A 20552-nucleotide genomic window follows, 5' to 3' on the forward strand; every position below is an offset into this window, starting at 1 on the left:
GTCTTCGGTGCCGGCACGCGGGGAGAACCGCCGGGGCCGTCACCAGGGGATACTGGGTCGAGAGCACCGATCGTGCCAGGGCGGGGTGGAGCGCGTGACAGCGAGTCGGCCGGTTCCGGCCCCGGACTTCGTGGGCTACCCGGAGGTGCGGCGCGGCGTCCGCGCGCTGCTGGAGGCGCGGCCCGGCACTCACCTGCGCCCGGTGCCCGCCTGCCGGGAGTGGACCGTCACGGACCTGGTCGCCCACGTCGTGGAGATCGCCGAACGGGTCCTCGGCCAGGGCGGCAGCCCGCTGCCCGCGCCGGCCGTCCCGGCCCTGCTCGACCGCTGGGACGACCTCGGCGAGCAGCTCGACCGCCGGCTCGCGGCGGCGGACGGGCGCAGCGGCGAGATCATGGTGATGGACGCCTACACCCACGAGCTGGACCTGCGCGCGGCGCTGGACGTGCCGCCGCCGGCGGAGCACCTGGCGTGGGCGCCGAGCTTCGAGGTGCTGGTCAGGGGCTTTTCCGGCGCCGTGTCGGCCCGTGGCCTCCCGGCGCTGCGGCTGCGCACGACCGGCGGTTCGGAGTGGACGGCCGGGCGCGGCCGGGTGGCCGGGACGCTGACGGCACCGGCGCACGACCTCTACCGCGCCCTGGCCGGACGGCGGTCGCCCGCGCAGCTGGCGGCGTTCGAGTGGACCGGGAACCCGGCGCGGTGGCTCCCGGCCTTCACCTGGGGCCCGTTCGTGCCGCCCGCGTATCCCGGGGTATAGCCGAACCCGCTGGTCGAGCGCGGTTGCCGACGGGCGTCGATGCGCTGTGTGAACTAGAACCTGCTGGTCAGCGGCTTGCCGGTCGCACGCGTCGTCGCGGGAGCGGAACCGAAAGACCGCGCACCCGGGGCAGGCCCGGGTGCGCGGTCTTCGGCTTGGTTCAGGCGGCTTCGGCGGCGGTGCTCGTGACCGCGGTCAGGCGGACCGGGAGGGTGCGGTGGCCGTTCATGATGAACGTCGGGAGCGGGGGCAGCTCCTCGGCGGCGACGGCGAGGGTCAGTGCCGGGAAGCGGTCGAACAGCGCGGACAGGCCGACCTTGGCCACCATCCGGGCGATGCCCGCGCCCAGGCAGTAGTGCGGGCCGTAGCCGAAGGACAGGTGCTCCTTGTCCTCGCGGGCGATGTCGAACGTGCAGCGCGACTCGCCGTGCAGCTCCGGGTCGCGGCCGATCGCGGCGTAGTTGACCAGGATCGGGTCGCCCTTCGGGATGACGACGTCGCCCAGGTCGATGTCCTCGACGGCGTAGCGCAGCGGGAGGTTCGCGATGGGCGACTCCAGCCGCAGCACCTCGTCGATGACGGCGTCCCAGTCGGCCTCGCCGGACTTGACCAGCTCGAGCTGCTCGGGGTGGCTGAGCAGCAGCGTGATCGCCTTGTCGAAGAAGTTGATCGTGGTCTCCGAGCCGGCGCCGAGGATCGCGAAGATCGTGTCGGCGAGCTCCTGCTCGGACAGCCGGGAGCCGTCCTCGTCGCGGGCGGCGATCAGGTCGCTGGTGATGTCCGCGCCTGGCTCGACGCGCTTGAGCGCGACCAGGTCGGCGATCGCGGTGCGCCAGCCCACCAGGACGCCCTGCGCCTGTTCCGGGGTGATCGTGGTGTCCAGCATGACGTCGAGGACCTTCGCGGCCGCGACCCGGGCCTCCTCGGACATCCCGATCAGGTCGGCGACCAGCATGCCGGGCAGCGGGTAGGCGAACCGCTCCTTGAGGTCCACCACCTCGCCGGGCGGCACCGCGGCCAGCGCGTCCAGCAGCACCGTCGCCAGGTTCTCCACGTGCGGGCGGATCTCTTCGGTCCGCCGCGAGGTGAACGCCTTGCCGATCAGCCGGCGCAGCCGGTGGTGGTCGCGGCCGTAGGTGGTGGAGACGTTGTCCATCGCCACCCAGCTGATCAGTTCCCAGTCCGGGCGGAGCTCCCCGTTGGTGAACGCCGGCCAGTGGTTGCGGGCGCTCTTGGTGACGTTCGGGTCGGTCAGCAGCTTCTTGATGACGTCGTGGCTGTTGACCGACCAGACGAGCACGTCGCCGGGCAGCTTCACCTGGACGGCGGAGCCCTGCGTGCGCAACTCGTCGGCCTGGCCGTGGATGTCACGGCCGCTCGGATCCAAGGCGGGACAACGGTTTTCCATGGGGTGACTCCTGAATCTGTGCGGACCTGTCAGACCGTTCGCTCGGCCGTCACGAACACGAAGATGCCGGCGGCGAGCCACTGCCCGCCGATGTCTTGTTCCGATCCTGCCGAGGCCGGTCCGGTAGCTCGTCTTCATTGTTGCGAATTCCGTTGTGCCACAAGGAGAATGCGCACTGTTCCGGCGTGAACGGCCAGCGCAAGGCGGGAGATGCGGCGTGCGGCGCCGGGGTGTGACGCTGGCCGCATGACTGAGTTCAAGGGCAGGACAGTTCTCATCACCGGCGGTGGGAGCGGCATCGGTTTTGCCACCGCGAAAAAACTGGTCGACGCGGGCGCGAACGTGGTGCTCGCCGGTCGGCGCGTCGAGAAGATCGATGCTGCGGCAAAGGATCTGGACCCCAGCGGCGAGCGGGTCCTCGCCGTGGGCACCGACGTGTCCCGGCTGGACGACCTGGACGAGCTGGTCGAGCAGATCAAGCGTCGTTTCGGCCGGCTGGACGGCATCTTCGCCAACGCGGGAGTGGCCATGGCCTTCTCCATCCCGCGGGAGTTCACCGAGATCGAGTTCGATCAGATCGTCGGTACGAACTTCAAGGGCGCCTTCTACACGATCCAGAAGGCCTCGGCGCTGTTCGACGAGGCCGGCGGCGCCGTCGTGGTCAACGGCACCGTCCTCGTGCAGCACGGCATGGGGCTGGCCATGGGGCTGGCGACGGCCTACTCCACGACGAAGGCCGCCGTGACCAACCTGGCCCGCGCCCTCGCCGCCGACCTCGGCAGCCGGGGGATCCGGGTCAACGCGGTCACCCCCGGGTTCATCGACACGGAGATGTTCGACGAGCTCGCCCCGATCGACGAGGTGCGGGAGATCTGCCGCCGCCAGGTCCCGATCGGCCGGCTCGGCCAGGCCGACGAGGTCGCCGACGCGGTGACCTTCCTGCTGTCGCCGCGCGCGGCGTACATCACCGGGCAGGCGCTCGGGGTCGACGGTGGCCTCGGTGGCTCCCTGCCGATGAGTGGCGCCGCGGCCTGACCACCCCTCGGCGTACTCGGGCCGGAGCCGTTCCAGCGACGTCCCAGCGCGGGGCGCACGGGGAACGAATCCACACGGTCACAACGAGTACGAGACGAGGAACAACATGCCAAACCGTCGGGACTTCCTGCGACTGGGCGTAGGTGCCGGCGCGGCCGCGGTGCTCGGCACGACCGCGGCCGCGGCCGCGAGCGGCGCGGTGTCGTCCGGTCGCGGCCGAGCGATCGACTGGAAGGCGTTGCGTCGCCACGTCGCGGGCGACGTGGTCCTGCCGGGTGAAGCGGACTACGACCGGGCTCGCGTGGGGGCGAGCTCGCAGTTCGACGCGATCCGGCCGCAGGCGGTCGCGTACTGCGAGTCGAGCGCCGACGTGGCGACGGTCCTGCGCTTCGCCGGGGACAACGCGCTGCACCTGGTTCCGCGCAGCGGCGGGCACAGCTTCGGCGGCTACTCGAACACGACCGGGGTCATCCTGGACGTCTCCCGGATGAACAGAATCCAGGTCAACGGCGCCACCGTCACCGTCGGCTCGGGGACGCAGCAGATCGACGCGCTCGCGGCGCTGTCCCCGCGCGGGCTGATGCTCGCCGGCGGCCAGTGCGCGACGGTCGGGGTCGGCGGTTTCCTGCAGGGCGGCGGGATCGGGATGCTGACCCGCAAGGCGGGCCTCGGCGCCGACCGGATGGTCGGCGCCGACGTCGTGCTGGCCGACGGCCGGAAGGTGCGCGCGTCCCGGCAGGAGAACCCCGACCTGTTCTGGGCCCTGCGCGGCAACGGCGGCGGCAACTACGGCGTGATCACGAGCTACGAGCTCGCGCCCGTGCCGGTCACCTCGATGGTCAACTACACCGTCGCCTGGCCGATCGACGTGGCGAAGCAGGTCATCGAGACCTGGCAGCCGTGGGCGATCGGCGCGCCGTGGGACCTCGCCGCCTCGCTGTCGGTGTACACCCCCGACGCCGCGACCGTGCCCTCGGCGGTGGTCGCCTACGGCGCGTGGTTCGGCACCCAAGCCGCGCTCGAGAGCCTGCTCGACACCCTCGTCGCGCAGGTCGGGGTCGCGCCGACCGCCCGCGTGGTGGGCCAGAAGGCCCCCCGTGACGCGATGCTGGAGTGGTACGGCTGCAGCCAGCTGACCACCGACCAGTGCCACCGGGTCGGCTACTCGTCCGCGGGGCAGATGCCGCGGACGAACTTCTACCGCACCCGCAACCGGATGTTCGGCGGTCCGGCGCCCTCGGTGGACGCGCTGCTCGCCGCCTACGAAGCCGACCCGCGCCCCGGCCAGTTCAAGATGCTGTACTTCGAGACCCTCGGCGGCCAGGCCGGCGTCCCGGACCGGCGCGCCACCGCCTACGTCCACCGCAACAGCCGGATGCTGTGCGGCTACTCGGTTTCGCTGAACAACCCGAACTACGTCGCCGAGGACGCCGCGGCCGGCGAGCAGTGGCTCACCGGCGGCTTCGCCGCGCTGGACCGGCACTCCCTCGGCGAGAGCTACCAGAACTTCATCGACCCGGCCCTCCCGAACTGGCAGGCCGCCTACTACGCGGAGAACTACCCGAAGCTGGTCGCGGTCAAGCGGCGCTACGACCCGCACCGCTTCTTCCACTTCGACCGCGCCATCGGCTGAGGTCCCGCACCGCGGCAACGAAAAGACCGGCCGGCCCGAGTGGGCCGGCCGGTCTTTTCTTCGTACCGCGGTGTTTCCGGATCAGACCACGTGCACGTCCGGCACGTACAGCAGCCACTTGCCGCCGTCCGCGACGAACTCCTGCTCCTTGGCCATGATCTCCTCGGCGTGGTTCCACGCGAACAGCAGCGCGTAGTCGGGCCGGTTCTCGGCGAAGTCCGACGGCGGCCGCACCGGGATGCGCTGCCCCGGCGTGACGAGCCCCTGCTTCGCGTCCGTCGAGTCGCTGATGTACTCGACCAGGTCCGGTCCGATGCCGCAGAAGTTGAGCACCGTGGCGCTCTTCGCGGTCGCGCCGTAGCCGACCACGCGCGCGCCCGCGGCGCGCAGCTCGGTCAGCTTCGCGACGAGGGCGGTCCGGATCTCCAGCACGCCCTCGGCGAACGTCTGCAACGTCGCGGGGGACGTGAGCTCACGCTCGGCCTCCTCCGCCAGCAGCGCCTCGACCGCCGCCGACGGCGTGCGCGCGCCGAGCCGGGCGATCGTGTAGCGCACCTCGCCGCCGTGCACCGGCAGTCGCCGCACGTCCACCAGGTCGAAGCCGAACCGGTTCGCCGCGGCCCGCACCGAGCGCGCGGAGAAGAGGTAGAAGTGCTCGTCGTAGATCTGGTCGAACGACCGCTTCGCGACGATGTCGCCGAGGTAGGGGTCCTCGAAGACGAACACGCCGTTCGGCGCGAGCAACGCGTCCACGCCGCGGAAGATCGAGTCCAGGTAGGGGATGTGGCAGATGGTGTTGGCCGAGTAGATGACGTCGGCCGGCCCGTCGGCGGCGGCGGTCTCCCGGGCCGTCGACTCCTCGAAGAAGTCGCCGCGCACCCGGATGCCGGCCGCCCTGGCCATCTCGGCCGGGTGACCGGACGGCTCGAAGCCGAGGTGGCGGACGCCGGCGTCCCGGATGGTCCCGAGCATGACGCCGTCGTTGCTGCCGATCTCGACGATGAACGGGTCGTCGCCGGCCAGCTCGGTCTCCAGGAAGTCCCGGGCCACGCCGCTGAAGTACTCGGTCATGTACCGCGAGCCGGACGAGGTGAACGGGTAGTCCTCGTGGAACATCTCCTCCCGCGGCACCTCCTCGACCAGCTGCACCATCGTGCACGTCGTGCAGTGGCCGACGGCGAGCCGGAAGAAGAACTCGCCGGAGGTGTCCTCCGGGGTGCGGAAGCGCTGGGATACGGGCTGGCTGCCCAGGTCGAGGAACTCCTCGACCTGGCCGCCGCACACCCGGCAGCTGACGTCGGATGGGGTAACGCTGTCCCGATCGGTCACGGGGTAATCCTCCTCGTCGTTCGTTCGATGGCGCGGCTCAGAGGTCCGCGATCACGTCGCGCAGCGCGCCGATCACCTTGTCCTGGGTGTATTCGGGCAGCGACGGGTACATGGGCAGCGAGAAGATCTCGCCGGCGAGCCGTTCGGTGACCGGCAGCGAGCCGGTGGCGTAGCCGAGGTGGGCGAACCCGGTCATCGTGTGCACCGGCCACGGGTAGCTGATGTTGAGCGCGATGTCGTAGGCGGCCAGCCGTTCGATGATCGTGTCGCGCTGCGGGTGGCGCACGACGTAGACGTAGTAGACGTGCTCGTTTCCGGGCGCGGTGACCGGCAGCCGCAGCCCGGGGAGGTCGCCGAGTCCCTCGGCGTAGCGATCGGCGATCGCCCGCCGGGCCGCCACGTAGTCGTCGAGGCGGCGCAGCTTGCGGCGCAGGATCTCGGCCTGCAGCTCGTCGAGGCGGCAGTTGTGGCCCGGCGTGCCGACCACGTAGTACTGCTTCTCCATGCCGTAGTAGCGCAGCCGGCGCAGATTTTCGTCCACTGTGGAGTCACTGGTGAGCACCGCGCCGCCGTCGCCGTACCCGCCGAGGACCTTGGTGGGGTAGAAGGAGAACGCGGCCGCGTCGCCCATGGTCCCGGCCGGGCGGCCGTGGTGGCGCGCGCCGTGCGCCTGTGCGCAGTCCTCGAGCAACACCAGGCCGTGCTCGTCGGCCAGCCGGCGCAGCGGGGCCATGTCGGCGCACTGGCCGTAGAGGTGCACCGGCAGCAAAGCCTTGGTGCGCGGCGTGATCGCGGCCGCGACCTGCCCGACGTCCATCAGGAAGTCCTCTTCCCTGATGTCCACGAACACCGGTGTCGCGCCGGCGCCGTCGATGGCGAGGACGGTCGGGGCCGCCGTGTTGGACACGGTGATCACCTCGTCACCCGGGCCGACGCCGAGGGCCTGCAGCCCGAGCTTCACCGCGTTGGTCCCGTTGTCGACGCCCGCGCAGAGCCCGCCGCCGTGGTAGTCGGCGAACTCCGCCTCGAACCCGCTCACGCTCGGCCCGAGCACGAGCTGACCCGACTCGAAGACCGTCGTGACCGCGTCGATCAGCTCGGCCTTCTCCATCTCGTATTCCAGCAGGTAGTCCCAGACCCGAGTCGTCACGTGAGCTCCTTCTTCGTCGCCTCCGCGGACCGTGCGGCCCGGACGTTCATGTAGTTGCTGTCGTGATCGAGCCCGAGGGCCTGCGCGCTGAGGTAGTCGACGGCGTCCGGGTAGGTGTAGGGCTGCATGAAGCAGCCGGCGCGGGCGTCGCGGTAGAGCCGGGCGAGCGGGTGCCCCGCGGTGAACGAGGCGCCGCCGGTCAGCGTGAGGCAGTCGCCGACGATGTCCGGCACCACCTTGTTGACGTGCTGCTTGGCGTACTGGAACGGGAGCATCATGAGCCGGCCCCGCTCGTCGAGGTCCCCGCTGAGGTCCACGTTGGCGATGTCCGCGTTGGCCAGTGCGGACCCGACGGTGGCGCGGACGCTGTAGAGCCGCGTGTCGATCTCGGCGACGAGCGTGCGGACCGCCCCGGCCGGGGTGCCCTTCCGGCGCGCCACGGCCGCCACCGCGATGTCGCGCGCGGCCTGGGCGACCCCGACGTAGACGCCGAGGTTCGCGCAGGAACTGACCGTCTGCCCGGCGAGCCCCACGTCGCTGCGCGTCCCGACGACCCCGCGCAGCAGCACGTTCTCGTCCGGCAGCAGGCAGTTCTCGAAGACGATGTCGACGGTGCCGGACGCCCGCATGCCGAGGCCGTCCCAGTTGTCGATGATCGTCATCCCCGGGGTGTCCGCGGCCAGCACCGGCGCGGCCAGCCGGTGCGGCTCGCCCTCGACCCGCGTCTCGGCGGAGACGATCACGTGCTTGGCGATCCCGGCCATGGTCACGAGCGTCTTGCGGCCGTTGAGCACCCAGCCCTCGCCCGACCCGGCCCGGGTCAGCGTGGTGACCCCCGAGTGGTGGTCCTTCACCCCGCCGCACACCGGGTCGCCCGCGGCCATCAGCTTCAGCACCTGCGCGGCCAGCTGCTGGGCCGCCGGGGAACCGTGCTTCCACTCGTACTGGAAGGTCAGGCCGCGGCTGAACTGGGCGTGCAGCACGAGGGCCGTCGACGCGTCCGCCTCGGCGACCCGGCTCAGCGCGACGGCGACGTCGTAGAGGCTGCGCACCCCGAGGCCGCCCAGCTCGGCCGGCACCGTGCCGCCCAGCACGCCGTTGCGGCCGTACGCCTCGATGACGTCGACCGGCAGCGTGCCCGCGCGGTCGTGGTCCGCCGCACCGGCTCGCACGGCCGGGAGGTGCTCGTCGATCAGGTCGAGCAGCGCGCGCCCCTCCTCGGTGACCGGCTGGTAGAGCGCGCCGGATGCCCGGTGGATCACGGTTTCGGTCAGCATGTCGTCCCCACAGCTCCTTGTGCGCGGTCCGCGCTCAGTCGAAGAGGCGCACGGCCCCGGTGTTGATGGCCGCCAGCAGCGTGCGCGCCTGGATGTTCACGTAGTGGCCGTGCCGCATCAGCGAGCTGAGCTGGTTCGGCGTCACCCACTGGTAGCCCTCCGGCGGCTCCAGCGGCGCCTGTGCTTCGTCGGCCTCGACGATGAGGTAGCGGTTCTCCGCGTTGAGCAGGCGACCGCCTTCCTCGGACTGCACCGAGGTGTAGCGGACGCGTTCCGGTGCGGCGTCGAGGACCAGGTTGAGGAACCGCGACCGGGACGACCCGTCGAGCGGGTGGTACTGCGGGGTGCACTGCACCGTCGGCCCCATCTCGACGCCGTTGCGGAACCCGCCCTCGGCCCGCGCGTGCACCAGCAGGTGCGGCACGCCGGCGAAGTGGCGCAGCACGAAGGCGGTGAGTCCGAAGTGGACGGGCTCGAGCAACGGCTGGCTCCACTGGGTGACCTCCCGGCTGTCGGCCCGCACGGACACGGCGACGACCCGGAAGTACCAGTCCCGCTCGTGCTTGACCGTCCACTCGTCGCTCGTCCAGTCGCCGACGTCGTTGAGCGGGATGTGCCGGGCGTGCACGTCGTAGCGGGACCGCTCCGCGGTGAACCAGGAGAGCACGTCGGCGTCGGAGTGCAGCGCGCCGTCCTCGGCCACGTTCGCCGGGGCGCAGGCCAGGACGGTGCGGGTGTCCATGTTGATCACGTTGTCCTGCCACAGCAGGTCGCCGACCTGGCCGAGGGTCAGCCAGCAGAAGTCCTCGCGCGCGGGGACGTCCTCGTCGACCTCGATGATCATGTTCCGGTTCACCTTGCGGGAGAACCAGGAGCCGTGCTCGGACTGCAGCACGTCCGCGATCACCTTGCCGCGCCCGGGATCGAGGAAGTACTCGAGGTAGGGCACCGAGGCGCCCTTGTGCACGCCGGTGTAGTTGCTGTGGGTGGCCTGCACGGTCGGCGAGAGCTGCAGCGGGTTCGGGTTGCCCGGCTCCATCTTGGCCTGCAGCAGGCAGTGCAGGACGCCGTCGAACTCCTTGACGAGGATGCCGAGGATGCCCACCTCGGGCTGCACGATGATCGGCTGCTGCCAGTGCCGGTAGGAACTCGGCGAGCCGCCGTCCACCGTGACGTCGAGCCCCTCGATGGTGAAGAACTTCCCGCTGCGGTGCGCGAGGTTGCCGGTCTCGGGGTGCGTGGACCAGCCGTCCAGTTCGGTGAACGGGATCCGGTCCACCTGGTAGCGGTGGGCCCGCGCGCGGCCGGCGAGCCAGCCGGTGACGTCGGCGGTGTCGTGCAGGTGGTCGCCGTGCTTCGCCGCGGCGGAGCGGGCGAGCCGATCGGGCAGCGACAGGTCCTCGCGGGGCTCGAGCCGGACCGGCGCCGCGGCGCGCTCGCCGGGCGGCACGATCCGGGCGAACCGGCCGACCACGGAGTCGCTCAGCGCGGTGCCCCGGACCGACGCGCCGTCGAGCACGATCGAGTCCGTGAGCGTGGCCGCGTGGATCACGCAGTCCTCGCCGACCGCGGTGTTCGGGCCGATCTCGCTTTCGGCCACGACGGTGTGGGCGCCGACGATCGCCGGCCCGACGATCCGGGACCGGACCACCCGCGCCCCGCGCTCGACCACGACCGGGCCGACCAGCTTCGTCTCGGCGTCGACGGACCCGGCGACGTCACGGTGCAGTTCGCCGAGCAGGTGCCGGTTGCACTCGAGCACCGCGTCCGGGGACTCGACGGCCCGCCAGAAGCCGAAGTACTCCTGCGCCCCGACTTCGACGCCCCGCTCGTGCAACCAGCGGATCACGTCGATGATGCCGGGCTCGGCCGCGTCGCCGGCGGCGGCGGAGACGGCCGCCGCGGCGGCGTGGATCCCGGCGGTGAAGAAGTACGCGCCGATGACGGCCAGGCCGTCGCCGCCGGCGTCCGCGAGGTGCTCCGGCAGGCAGCGCACGAGGCCGTTGTCGCCCACTTCGGCCACGGCGAACGCGCTCGGGTCCGGCACCTTGTGCACGAGCAGCTGCGCCACCGGCCGGGTGGAGCGGAACTCCGCGGCCGCCGCGCCGAGCCCGTCGGCGAGCAGGTTCGCGCCGGAGTACAGCAGGAAGTCGTCACCGTCGAGGAAGTCCCGGGCCGCGGCGAGGGCCGGCAGGATCCCGGGTGGACCGTCGTGGGGGAGCACGCGCACGCCGTTGCCGACCGCGCCGAAGTTCTGCGACTCGCGGTCGTCGATGACGATCCCGATGTCGCTCACCCCGATGTCGCGGACGGTCTCCAGGACGTAGTCGAGCAGGGGCTTGTTGGCGATCCGGACGAGCTGGGCGGGCGTGGACCGATCGAGCGGGTGTCGCCAGTCGTCCCAGCCGCCCGGCAGCACCAGAGCCTTCATTAGCCCGTCCCTTAGTCGCCGTTACGGAGGAGAACTTCCTGTACACACAGTGAACTCGCCGGTGTTCGGCAGGCATCTCCCGACTTGCCTTTCGTCCACGGCAACGACTTCTCGCGACAGCGCAACTCCGGAGATGCCCGGGACAGCGCCGGGAAGAAGGGTGGTGGCATCTGCCCGAGAAGAGGAGCGATCCCCATGACCGAGCCAGAACGTCCACTCGTCGCCGTGCTCGGCGCGTCCGGCTTCATCGGCTCGGTGGTGACCGCGGCGCTCGCCGAGCGGCCCATCCGGCTGCGCGCGGTGGGTCGCACCCGCAGCGTCGTGCCGGCCGGCGGCGCCGCCGACGTCGAGATCCGCACCGCCGACCTGACCGTCCGCGAGGAACTCGCCGACGCGGTGGCCGGCGCGGACGCGATCGTCCACCTGGTCGCCCGCACCACCGGCTGGCGCGAGCCCGGCGCCGAGGCGGCCGGTGAGCGCGTGAACGTCGGCGTGCTGCGCGATCTGCTCGACGTGCTGCGCGAACGGCGGGACCCCGGCAAACCCGCGCCGGTCGTCGTCTACACCGGATCGACGTCCCAGGTCGGAGTGCCGCCGCGGACCCGCCTCGACGGCACCGAGGCCGACCTGCCGGAGATCCCGTTCGACCGGCAGAAGCTCGCCGCCGAGCAGCTGCTGCTGGCGGCCGGCGCGGCGGGCGTCGTCCGGGGTGTGTCGCTGCGCCTGCCGACGGCGTTCGGGCACAGCCCCGTCACCGGCGCGCTGGACTCCGGGGTGCTCACCTTCATGGCGCGCCGCGCGCTCGCCGGCGAACCGATCACGATGTGGCACGACGGGACGGTGCAACGCGACCTGCTGTACGTGCGCGACGCCGCGAGCGCGATCGTCGCCGCGCTGGACCACGCCGACGCGCTGGCCGGGCGGCACTGGCTGATCGGCACCGGCGTCGGCGCGCCGCTCGGCGACGTCTTCCGCACGATCGCCGCGCTCGCCGCCGAGCGGACCGGGACCGAGCCGGTGCCGGTCGTGTCGGTCGAGCCGCCCGGCGTGGTGTCGGAGACCGACCTGCGCAGCGTGGTCATCGACGCCGGCGCGTTCCGGGCGCGCACGGGCTGGCGCCCGGCGGCCGACCTGAACGAGGCGTTGCGGGCCACCGTCGAAGCCGCCTGACGCACACCAGGAGACGTCCGGGTGGACGTCCCGGTGCTGGACTGACCGCACGAAAGCCCTGCAGGAGGAGCCACGCATGCGAGTTCTCTTCGCGCCCGTCCGCCACCCGAGCCGCTCGCCACAGCTCTTCCCGCACCCCGGGGCGCTTCCCGCCCTCGCCGAACTCGCCACCAAGCACCGGAGCGGATCGTGACCGAATCGGACACCTCGCAAACGCTGTCCCTGCAACAGGAATTCATCAACGCGCTCGACAAGGGCGACGAGATGGGCTCGTTCGGCCCGGCCTACGTGCTGGCTTCGGCGTGGCGGCTGCGCGGGCCGGTCGACCCGGCCGTGCTGGCCGGCGCGCTGGACGACGTCGTGGCCCGGCACGAGATCCTGCGTACTCCGGTGTCGCGCGGGACGTCCGTCGCGCTGCCGGCGGACCCGGCGCCGGCGCCGGTGCAGCTCGCCGTGCACGACCTGAGCGGGACGCCGCTCGACGAGCGCGACCTGCGCGGTGAAGAGCTGCTCAACGCCGTCGAGGCGGGGCGCTACCCGGCGACCGAGCTGCCGCACCTGCGGGCCGCGCTGGCCGTGTTCGCCCCCGACGACGCCGTGCTCGTGCTGCTGGTCCACCACCTCGTCGCCGACGGCTGGTCGATGGGCGTGCTCATGCACGACGTCGCCCACTTCTACGCGGCACGCAGTGGTCACGACGTGCCCGCGCTGCCGCCGGCCCGGCAGTACCACGAGTTCGCCGCCGCGCAACGGGCCGGCCTCGGGGACAAGTCGGTCGCGAAGGCCGTGGCGTACTGGGGCGAGCAGCTGGCGGGCGCCGAGATCTCGGTGATCCCCGCCGACCGGCCGTTCGCCGGGAAGACCGCGGTCTACGCGGCCCAACGCTTCCTGCTCGACGCCGAGCTCACCACCGCGACGTCCAAGCTGGCGAAGTCGCTGCGCGCCTCGCCGTTCATGGTGTTCCTCAGCGCGTACAACCTCCTGCTGCGCGAGCTCACCGGCTCCGACGACATCGTGGCGGCGTCGTTCAGCGCGGGCCGCGGGCTCGGTGACTTCCACCACGCGGTGGGCCCGTTCCTCAACTTCGTGCCGCTGCGCACGAAGCTCGCCGGCAGCCGCACGTTCGCCGACGTCCTCGACCGCACCCGGACGTCGTGCCTCGGTGCCTACAGCCACGAGCTGCCGTTCCCGCTGATCGCCGGGGCGGCCCCCGACCTGATGGGGCCGGCGATGGCGCCGGAGCGCGACCTGCCCGCGTTCGAGCTCCTCCAGTTCCCGGCGGACAAGAGCAGCGAAACGGTCGGCGGGCTCGCCGTCACCGAGCTGCGCCGGCGGCTGCTGTCCCAGGACGTCAGCAGCGGCATCCCGGACGGGATCGTGTGGGCCCTGGACGTGCTGCCCACCGGGGAAACCGTCGCCAGCCTGAAGTTCGACACCAACCTCTTCGACGCGGACACCATCCGGAGCTGGGGGCACACGTTCGAGCGGATCCTGCGCGCGGCGGTGACCGATCCGGACGCCGCGTTGCCCGAGTGGTCGCCGGCCGTTGCGGAGACAACGGAAACGCTCGCCGCCAACCCGGCCGCCGCGGCCCTCGCCGCCGCGCTGATCGAAGCCGAGGACGCCCGCAAGGGTGAGCTGGCGATCCTGCTCGGTCTCGCCGTCGAAGCCGAAGAAGGACAGACAGCGGGTCCCGTGACCGCCGCCGTGCGCGCCCACCTCGACGGTTACCTGTCGATCTGGCGGGAGACCACGGACGAGGCGCTGTCGCTGGCGCTGCTGTACCTGGTGGCGCACTTCCCCCAGGACCGGACCCGGGTGCTCGACACGGCGACGACGTTGCCGCTCGACCCGGAGGACCTGTCCCGGCTGGGTCGCGCGCTGGCCGAGCTGGACCCGGACGACCCGGACATCGGCCGGGTCTTCCCGCACCCGGCCGCGTGGGAGCTCGACGAGGCCGCGCGTCGGTTCGACCGGGCGCGGATCAGCGCCCTCGGTGCCGAGAAGATCGCCGAACTCTGGCAGGAGGACACCGAAACCGTGCTCGGCCACCTCGGCGTGAAGGCGCGCTGGGCGGTCCGCAACGGACCGGTGCTGCCCGCGTCGTCGGACTCCGTGCCGGACCGCGACCTCCAGCCGGCCGCCGCCGGAGCGGAGCTGCTGGCGCAGCACGCGGCGGCGTTCCGCTGCCCGGGCTGCGGTGGTTCGCTGCGGCTCGAGGGCAACCTCGCCACGTGCGAGGCGTGCTCGAACGCCTACCCCGTCGAGAAGGGCATCCTCGACCTCACCGCCCGCGCCGGCGAGACCGGTGACGACTTCCTGCTCAAGCTGGCGCAGGTGCCGAGCATGGGGCACTACTACGAGGCGCACGCCCGGCCGAACTTCGTGCGGCTGTGCGGATCCAACTGGGCCGGTCAGGTCCTGCCGTCCGACGAGGACGACTACATCGCCACGCACGTGCGTCCCGTCGACGGCCCGGTGCTCGACCTGGCGGCCGGTGCGGGCCGGTGGACCGAGGTGCTGGCGAAGACCGTCGGCCCGGAGCGGGTCATCGCGCTCGACCTGCTGCTGCCGATGCTCGTCACGTTGCGCGGCCGGCTCCCCGAGGTGCCCGCCGTGCTGGCGAGCGCCGCCACGTTGCCCTTCGGTGACGCGTCGCTCGGCGCCGTGCTGTGCTGGAACGCGTTGCAGGCCTTCCCGGCCCAGGCCCCCGCGGCCATCGCCGAGGTGGCCCGCTGCCTGCGCCCGGGCGGGACGTTCACGGTGCTGACGTTCCGCAACTCCGACGACCCGGTCTACCGGTACTTCGCGCGCCGGCACCGGTTCCCGGCGCACAACGACGGCCTGACGCTGTTCGACCGGGACGAGCTGGTCGGCTGGCTGACCGACGCGGGGCTGGAGATCGAGGACGAGACGACGCCCGGCACGTTCCTGATCATCAACGCCGTGCGTCCGTGAGATCCACGGTCCCGCGGGGGCAGCAGCGCAAACCCCGGCCGCCGGCCACACTTGCCCGCCCGATCGAGCATCGGGTGTGGTCGTGGCCGGTGGCGGGGCTGCTGCTGCTCGCCGCGGGCGTGGTGCTCCACCTGAGTTTCATGTTGCCGCACTTCCTGCCGGAGTTCGTCGACCCGGCCGTTCCCGCGGTCCGGGTGCTGCACGGCTCGTTCGGCATCCTGGCCGTGCTCACCGCGTTCGTGCAGATCTGGCCGGGACTGCGGCGGCGGTGGCCGCGCCTGCACCGGTGGAGCGGTCGCGCCTACGTCTTCGCGGGCGTGCTGCCGTGTTCGGTCATGCTCGTCGGGTTGCTGTTCGCCATCGGCAACCCGGCGAACACGGCCAGCTTCTTCTGGGGCACGGTGTGGGCGGTCACGACCGCGATCGCCTGGCGGGCCGCCCGGCGGGGCCAGATCGACAAGCACCGGCAGTGGATGTCCTACAGCGTCGCGCTGACCCTGGTGGTCACCACGAGCGCCGGGCTCGTCGTCGCCGCGCCGCTGCTCGCCCCGCTGGTCAGCCCGGCCCTCGTCGTCGACTCGATCGACTGGCTGCCGTGGGTGCTGCACCTCGCCGTCGCCCACTGGTTCGTGGTGCGTGGCAAGAGCGCGTCCCGGGCGAAGAGCGTGCCGGTCGCCGGTGACCCGGTCGTCATCGACCTCGCGCAGCGAGCCGCCGGCCGGCGGCGGCGGCCGGGCGAGCACGAGGCAGCCGCGGCGTGACGGCACCCGCGCGGCGGGCCGGCGCAAGGCTGGAGACGCCGCGCGATCTCGAGAGCAAGCAGACTGAACACCAGTTGGTCCACGAGGCGAGGAGCGGATGATGCGGCACACCTCGATCCCGCACTGCTTCGTCGAGCAGGTGCACCGGACGCCGGACGCGGTCGCACTGTCCGAAGGGGACACCCGGCTGACCTACCGCGCACTGAACGAGCGCGCGAACCAGGTCGCCCACCGGCTGCTGGACGCGGGCGTGACCGCCGGGGAGCCGGTCGCGCTGGCGATGACGCGGTCGGTCGAGCTGGTGGTCGCGATACTGGGCGTGCTCAAGGCCGGCGCGAGTTACCTTCCGGTGCACGAGGCCTATCCGGTCGAACGCGCGCAGGACATCCTCGACCGCGCGAACGGCCCGCTGCTGCTGGCCGACGCGCCGGCCCGGATGCGTGGCCTGCCGCGGGCGGAGCGGGTCGTCTTCGCCGACGACCCGGCGGAGTTCGCCGGACAGTCCACAGTGGACCCCGTGCTCGCGGACGCGGACGGTGGCCAGGTCGCCTACGTCATGCACACGTCCGGGTCGACCGGTGAGCCGAAGGGCGTCGCCGTCACGCACCGCGGCGTGCTCGGCCTGGCGCTGGATTCGTGCTGGGACACCGGCCGCCACGAGCGGGTGCCGATGCTGGCGCCGCACGCCTTCGGCGTGTCCACCTACGAGATCTGGGTGCCGCTGCTGCGCGGCGGGACCATCGTGCTGCCGCGTGTCGCGCTCGACGTCGACGGGTTGCGGACGCTGGTCGCCGAGGAGTCGATCACCGCGATGCACCTGACGGCCGGGTTGTTCCGGGTCGTCGCGGACGAGGCGCCGGAGGTGTTCGCCGGGGTCCGCGAGGTGCTGACCGGTGGCGACGTCATCGCGCCCGCGGCTGTGCGGCGCGCCCTCGAAGCCTGCCCCGAGCTCGTGGTCCGCGCGATGTACGGCGCCACCGAACTGTCCTCGTTCGCCGCGCACTTCCCGATGACCGCGCCGTTCGCGGAGCCCCGGACCATCCCGATCGGCTACCCGATGGACGACGTCCGCCCGCACGTGCTCGACGACGAGCTGCGGCCGGTCGGCCCGGGCAAGGTCGGCGAGCTCTACATCGGCGGCCCCCGGCTGGCGCTCGGCTACACCGGCCGGGACGACCTGACGGCCGAGAAGTTCCGCGAGGACCCGTTCGAGGGGCCGGGAAACCGCGTCTACCGCACCGGGGACCTGGTGCGGACGCGGACCGACGGCGTGCTCGAATTCGTCAGCAGGGCGGACAGCCAGGTCAAGATCCGCGGCTACCGCGTCGAGCTCGGCGAGATCGAGTCGACGCTCGCCACGCACCCGTCGGTCGTGCACGCCACGGTCGTCACGCGCGAGACCGAGCTCGGCGGGCACCGCCTGATCGCCTACGTGGTGTTCCCCGCCGGGACGGACCCGGTGCCGGCGACCGTGGAGCTGCTGGCCGACGCGGCGCGCCGGCTGCCCGACTACATGCTGCCGTCGGTCGTCGTCCCGCTCGACCGGCTGCCGTTGACGCCGAACGGAAAGCTGGACCGCGCCGCGCTGCCCGAACCGGACTCCGGGACGTCGGCGAACTACTGGCCGCCGGTGACCGAGCGCGAGGCGGTGCTGTGCGCGGTGTTCGAGGAGGTCCTCGACGTCGGCCGGGTCGGCATGGACGACAGCTTCTTCGATCTCGAGGGCAACTCGCTGCTCGCCATGCGGCTGATCAGCCGGATCGTCACGCGGTTCGACGTCGAGCTCACCATCGCCGACTTGTTCAACGCGCCGACCGTGTCCGACCTTTGCAAGCTCCTCGACGACCGGGGAGTGACCAACGATGAGTGAGCGACGGGCCGACCCGGCCGAAACGGGAGGAAATGTGAGCGCGGAGTCTGTGAACGACGTTTGGTACGTGAACGGCGTCGAAATGAGGCGGGGGATCGCCGAGGATTTCCGGAGTGCGCGCGACGCCGCCCACATCTACAACTCGGCCGTGGCCGCTTGGGCGATCTGCGCGGCCTGGGAGGTCGGCGCGCTGGACGAGCTGAACGAGAACCGCAAGCTCGACTCCGCGGAGTTCGCCGAGGCGCACGGCCTCGACCCGCTCTCCACGCTCAGCATGTTCCGCGCGCTGGCCTCGGTCGAGATCGTGCGCCGGATCGAGACCGTCGTCATCGCGACCGAGAAGTTCGACGAGATCTACCGGACCAAGTCGTTCTTCCACTGGCTGAACCGCGGCAGCGCCGCGTTGTTCCGGCAGATGCCCTCGGCGCTGGTCGAGAAGAACCGCGTCGGTGACTACTACGAGCGGGACGCCGCGGCGATCGCGTACGCCTGCCGGGACATCAGCGCCATCACCTACGACCAGACGTTCTACGCGGCGCTGAGCCGCATCGACTTCCCGTTCACCGTCGTCGCCGACCTCGGCTGCGGCAGCGGCGGCCGGCTGATGGACATGCTCCGCCGGCATCCCGGCACCACGGGGTTCGGCATCGACATCGCCGAGCCGTCGCTCCAGGTGGCCCGGGCCGAGGCGACGGAGGAGGGCTTCGGCGACCGCGCCCGGTTCTTCCAGGACGACGTGCTGAACCTGCAGGAGCGGCCGGAGTTCCGCGAGGTCGAGGTGCTGACCTGTTTCATGATGGCGCACGACTTCTGGCCGCGGGAGCAGTGCGTCGCGACCCTGCGCCGGCTGCGCGAGCTCTTCCCGAACGTCAAGCGGTTCCTGTTCGGTGACGCGACGCGGTCGGTCGACGTCCAGGACACCGATCTCGGCGTGTTCACCCTCGGCTTCGAACTCGGGCACGACCTGATGGGCACGTTCCTGCCCACCCTGCGCGACTGGTGCTCGGTCTTCGCCGAGTCGGGCTGGGACCTGTTGCGCGTCAACAGGATCGAGGTCGCGGCCGGCGAAGTGATCGCGGAACTCGCCTGACTGACGGGGAGCCCCAGTGACGACACTCGCGGCGGCAGTAGCCCACGAACTCGCGGCCGGCGGCGTCCGGCACGCGTTCGGCGTCGTCGGCGGCGGGAACATCCTCGCCGCCGCCGGCCTCGTCGAACGTGGTGTGCACTACGTCGCCGCCCGGCACGAGGGCGGGGCCATGGCCATGGCCGACGCCTACCACCGGGTGAGCGGCGCGGTCGCGGTCTGCACGACCTCCCACGGCGCGGGCATCGCCAACACGGCGACGGCGCTGGCCGAGGCCGCGCGGCACGGGAGCGGCGTCGTGGTGCTGTGCGGTGACAGCCCGGTGGGCGGCCTGCGCCGCTGCGACGTCGACCAGACGGTGTTCGCGCGGGCGCTCGGTGCCGAGGTCGTGCGGGTGCAAAACGCAGGCACCGCGCGGGCCGACGCGGCCGAGGCGCTGCGCCTGGCCCGCACGCTGAACCGGCCCGTGCTGCTGTGCCTGCCGAACGATCTGCTGAACGCCGAGGTGCCGGGCGGCCCGGTGTCCGTGACAGCCGTCTCGGACGCCGGGGCCGAGCGGGTGCCGGCCGCGCCGGCGGCGGGCGACGTCGGCGCGGTGCTGGATCTGCTGGCCACCGCTCGCCGCCCGTTGATCCTCGCCGGGCTGGGGGCGTGGCGGGCCGGCGCCGCGAAACCCCTGGCGGACCTGGCCGCCCGGACCGGCGCGCTGCTGACGACGACGGTGATGGCGAACGGCCTGTTCGCCGGGAACCGGTACGCGCTGGGGATCTGCGGCGGCTTCGCCGCGCCGCCGGCCGCCGAGCTGATCGGCCAGGCCGATCTGGTGCTGGTGTTCGGCGCCGACCTCGACCCCTTCACCCTGCACGGCGGGCGGCTGCTCGATCCCGGGGCGACGGTGGTCCGGGTCGACACCGCGGCGCGCACCCGCACCGCCCCGGTGTCGCTCGAGATCACCGCCGACGCGTCCGTCACGGCGTCGGCGCTGACCGACGCGGTGAACGCGGCGAACCTGCCCGCGTCGGGCTGGCGGGAGGCGACCGAGGACCTGCTGCCGTGCGGGACCTGGGCCGATCAGGCCCACCCGGACGCGAGCACGCCCGGCCGGATCGACCCGCGCACGCTGACCAAGGCCCTCGGCGAGCTGCTGCCCGCCGAACGGACGGTCGTCTACGACGGCGGGCACTTCATCAGCTGGCCGTCGATGTACTGGTCCGTGCCCGACCCGGCGGCGATGGTGTTCATGGGCGGCGCGTTCCAGGCCATCGGGCTCGGCTTCGGCGGCGCGGTCGGGGCCGCCGCCGGGCGGGCCGACCGGCTGACCGTGGTGGCGCTCGGCGACGGCGGCTCGCTGATGGGGCTGCCCGAGCTGGACACCCTGGTCCGCGCCGGGTCACCCGCGCTCGTGGTCGTCTACGACGACGCTTCTTACGGTTTCGAAGCGCACCTGTACACCCCGCGGGGCGCCGATCCGCGCACCGCGTCGTTCGCCGACACCGACTTCGCCGGCGTGGCCCGGGCGCTGGGCGCCGAAGCGGCCGTGGTGCGCACGGTGACCGACCTCGACGCCGTGCGCGACTGGCAGGCCCGCGGCTCCCGCGGCGTGCTGGTGCTCGACTGCAAGGTCGTGCCGGACGTCATCGCCCCATTCCTGTCCGACCTGATCGCCGGGCACTGACCACACGGAAG

At 72.2% G+C, this 20552-nt stretch carries 14 protein-coding genes; 9 read left to right on the top strand and 5 right to left on the bottom strand.

Annotation, left to right across the window (positions count from 1 at the left end; translation table 11 throughout):
• The first annotated feature begins 94 nt into the window (after positions 1-94).
• Positions 95-757, top strand: coding sequence for a maleylpyruvate isomerase family mycothiol-dependent enzyme (locus tag OHS58_RS00060; RefSeq protein ID WP_328646750.1), 663 nt, complete (start codon positions 95-97; stop codon positions 755-757).
• 160 nt (positions 758-917) lie between these two features.
• Here OHS58_RS00060 and OHS58_RS00065 read toward each other — a convergent pair whose 3' ends face one another.
• Positions 918-2165 (bottom strand): cytochrome P450 family protein, encoded by a 1248-nt coding sequence (locus OHS58_RS00065; RefSeq protein WP_328646751.1) that lies wholly within the window; start codon positions 2163-2165, stop codon positions 918-920.
• 246 nt (positions 2166-2411) lie between these two features.
• Here OHS58_RS00065 and OHS58_RS00070 point away from each other — a divergent pair, with 246 nt between their 5' ends.
• Entirely contained in the window at positions 2412-3200 is a 789-nt protein-coding gene (locus tag OHS58_RS00070) for an SDR family NAD(P)-dependent oxidoreductase (protein WP_326943506.1), read from the top strand.
• Between the two features lie 106 nt (positions 3201-3306).
• On the top strand, positions 3307-4833 hold the full coding sequence (locus OHS58_RS00075; protein WP_328646752.1) for an FAD-binding oxidoreductase: 1527 nt from the start codon (positions 3307-3309) through the stop codon (positions 4831-4833).
• 81 nt (positions 4834-4914) lie between these two features.
• On the opposite strand, the gene OHS58_RS00080 is transcribed toward OHS58_RS00075, so the two are convergent.
• The 4 genes from OHS58_RS00080 to OHS58_RS00095 are packed head-to-tail and all read right to left on the bottom strand — an operon-like array spanning position 4915 to position 11020.
• Entirely contained in the window at positions 4915-6162 is a 1248-nt protein-coding gene (locus tag OHS58_RS00080; RefSeq protein WP_247055595.1) for a class I SAM-dependent methyltransferase, read from the bottom strand.
• 37 nt (positions 6163-6199) lie between these two features.
• Positions 6200-7312 carry a DegT/DnrJ/EryC1/StrS family aminotransferase gene (locus tag OHS58_RS00085; RefSeq protein WP_247055593.1) on the bottom strand — a complete coding sequence of 371 codons (1113 nt, stop codon included), beginning with the start codon at positions 7310-7312 and terminating at the stop codon, positions 6200-6202.
• Positions 7309-8589, bottom strand: a complete 1281-nt coding sequence (locus tag OHS58_RS00090; protein WP_328646753.1) for an acyl-CoA dehydrogenase family protein — start codon at positions 8587-8589, stop codon at positions 7309-7311. The genes OHS58_RS00085 and OHS58_RS00090 overlap by 4 nt, the downstream gene beginning before the upstream one ends.
• Before the next feature lie 34 nt (positions 8590-8623).
• Entirely contained in the window at positions 8624-11020 is a 2397-nt protein-coding gene (locus OHS58_RS00095) for an NDP-hexose 2,3-dehydratase family protein (protein ID WP_328646754.1), read from the bottom strand.
• Between the two features lie 195 nt (positions 11021-11215).
• On the opposite strand from OHS58_RS00095, the gene OHS58_RS00100 reads away from it, so the two are divergent.
• From OHS58_RS00100 to OHS58_RS00125, 6 genes are all read left to right on the top strand, one after another.
• Positions 11216-12190, top strand: a complete 975-nt coding sequence (locus tag OHS58_RS00100) for an NAD-dependent epimerase/dehydratase family protein (protein WP_326943502.1) — start codon at positions 11216-11218, stop codon at positions 12188-12190.
• 189 nt (positions 12191-12379) lie between these two features.
• Complete coding sequence (locus OHS58_RS00105) at positions 12380-15148, top strand: condensation domain-containing protein (protein WP_328646755.1); 2769 nt, start codon at positions 12380-12382, stop codon at positions 15146-15148.
• The gene (locus tag OHS58_RS00110; RefSeq protein WP_326943500.1) at positions 15145-15909 is read left to right on the top strand and encodes a DUF2306 domain-containing protein; all 765 of its coding nucleotides are present in this window, start codon (positions 15145-15147) and stop codon (positions 15907-15909) included. Before OHS58_RS00105 ends, OHS58_RS00110 begins: the two co-directional genes overlap by 4 nt.
• A gap of 100 nt (positions 15910-16009) precedes the next feature.
• Complete coding sequence (locus tag OHS58_RS00115; protein ID WP_328646756.1) at positions 16010-17779, top strand: non-ribosomal peptide synthetase; 1770 nt, start codon at positions 16010-16012, stop codon at positions 17777-17779.
• An 82-nt stretch (positions 17780-17861) separates the two neighbouring features.
• Entirely contained in the window at positions 17862-18869 is a 1008-nt protein-coding gene (locus tag OHS58_RS00120; RefSeq protein ID WP_247055578.1) for a class I SAM-dependent methyltransferase, read from the top strand.
• A gap of 16 nt (positions 18870-18885) precedes the next feature.
• Positions 18886-20541, top strand: a complete 1656-nt coding sequence (locus OHS58_RS00125) for a thiamine pyrophosphate-binding protein (protein ID WP_328646757.1) — start codon at positions 18886-18888, stop codon at positions 20539-20541.
• Positions 20542-20552: the final 11 nt, after the last annotated feature.

The sequence above is a fragment of the Amycolatopsis sp. NBC_00348 genome (assembly GCF_036114655.1).
Taxonomy (GTDB): domain Bacteria; phylum Actinomycetota; class Actinomycetes; order Mycobacteriales; family Pseudonocardiaceae; genus Amycolatopsis.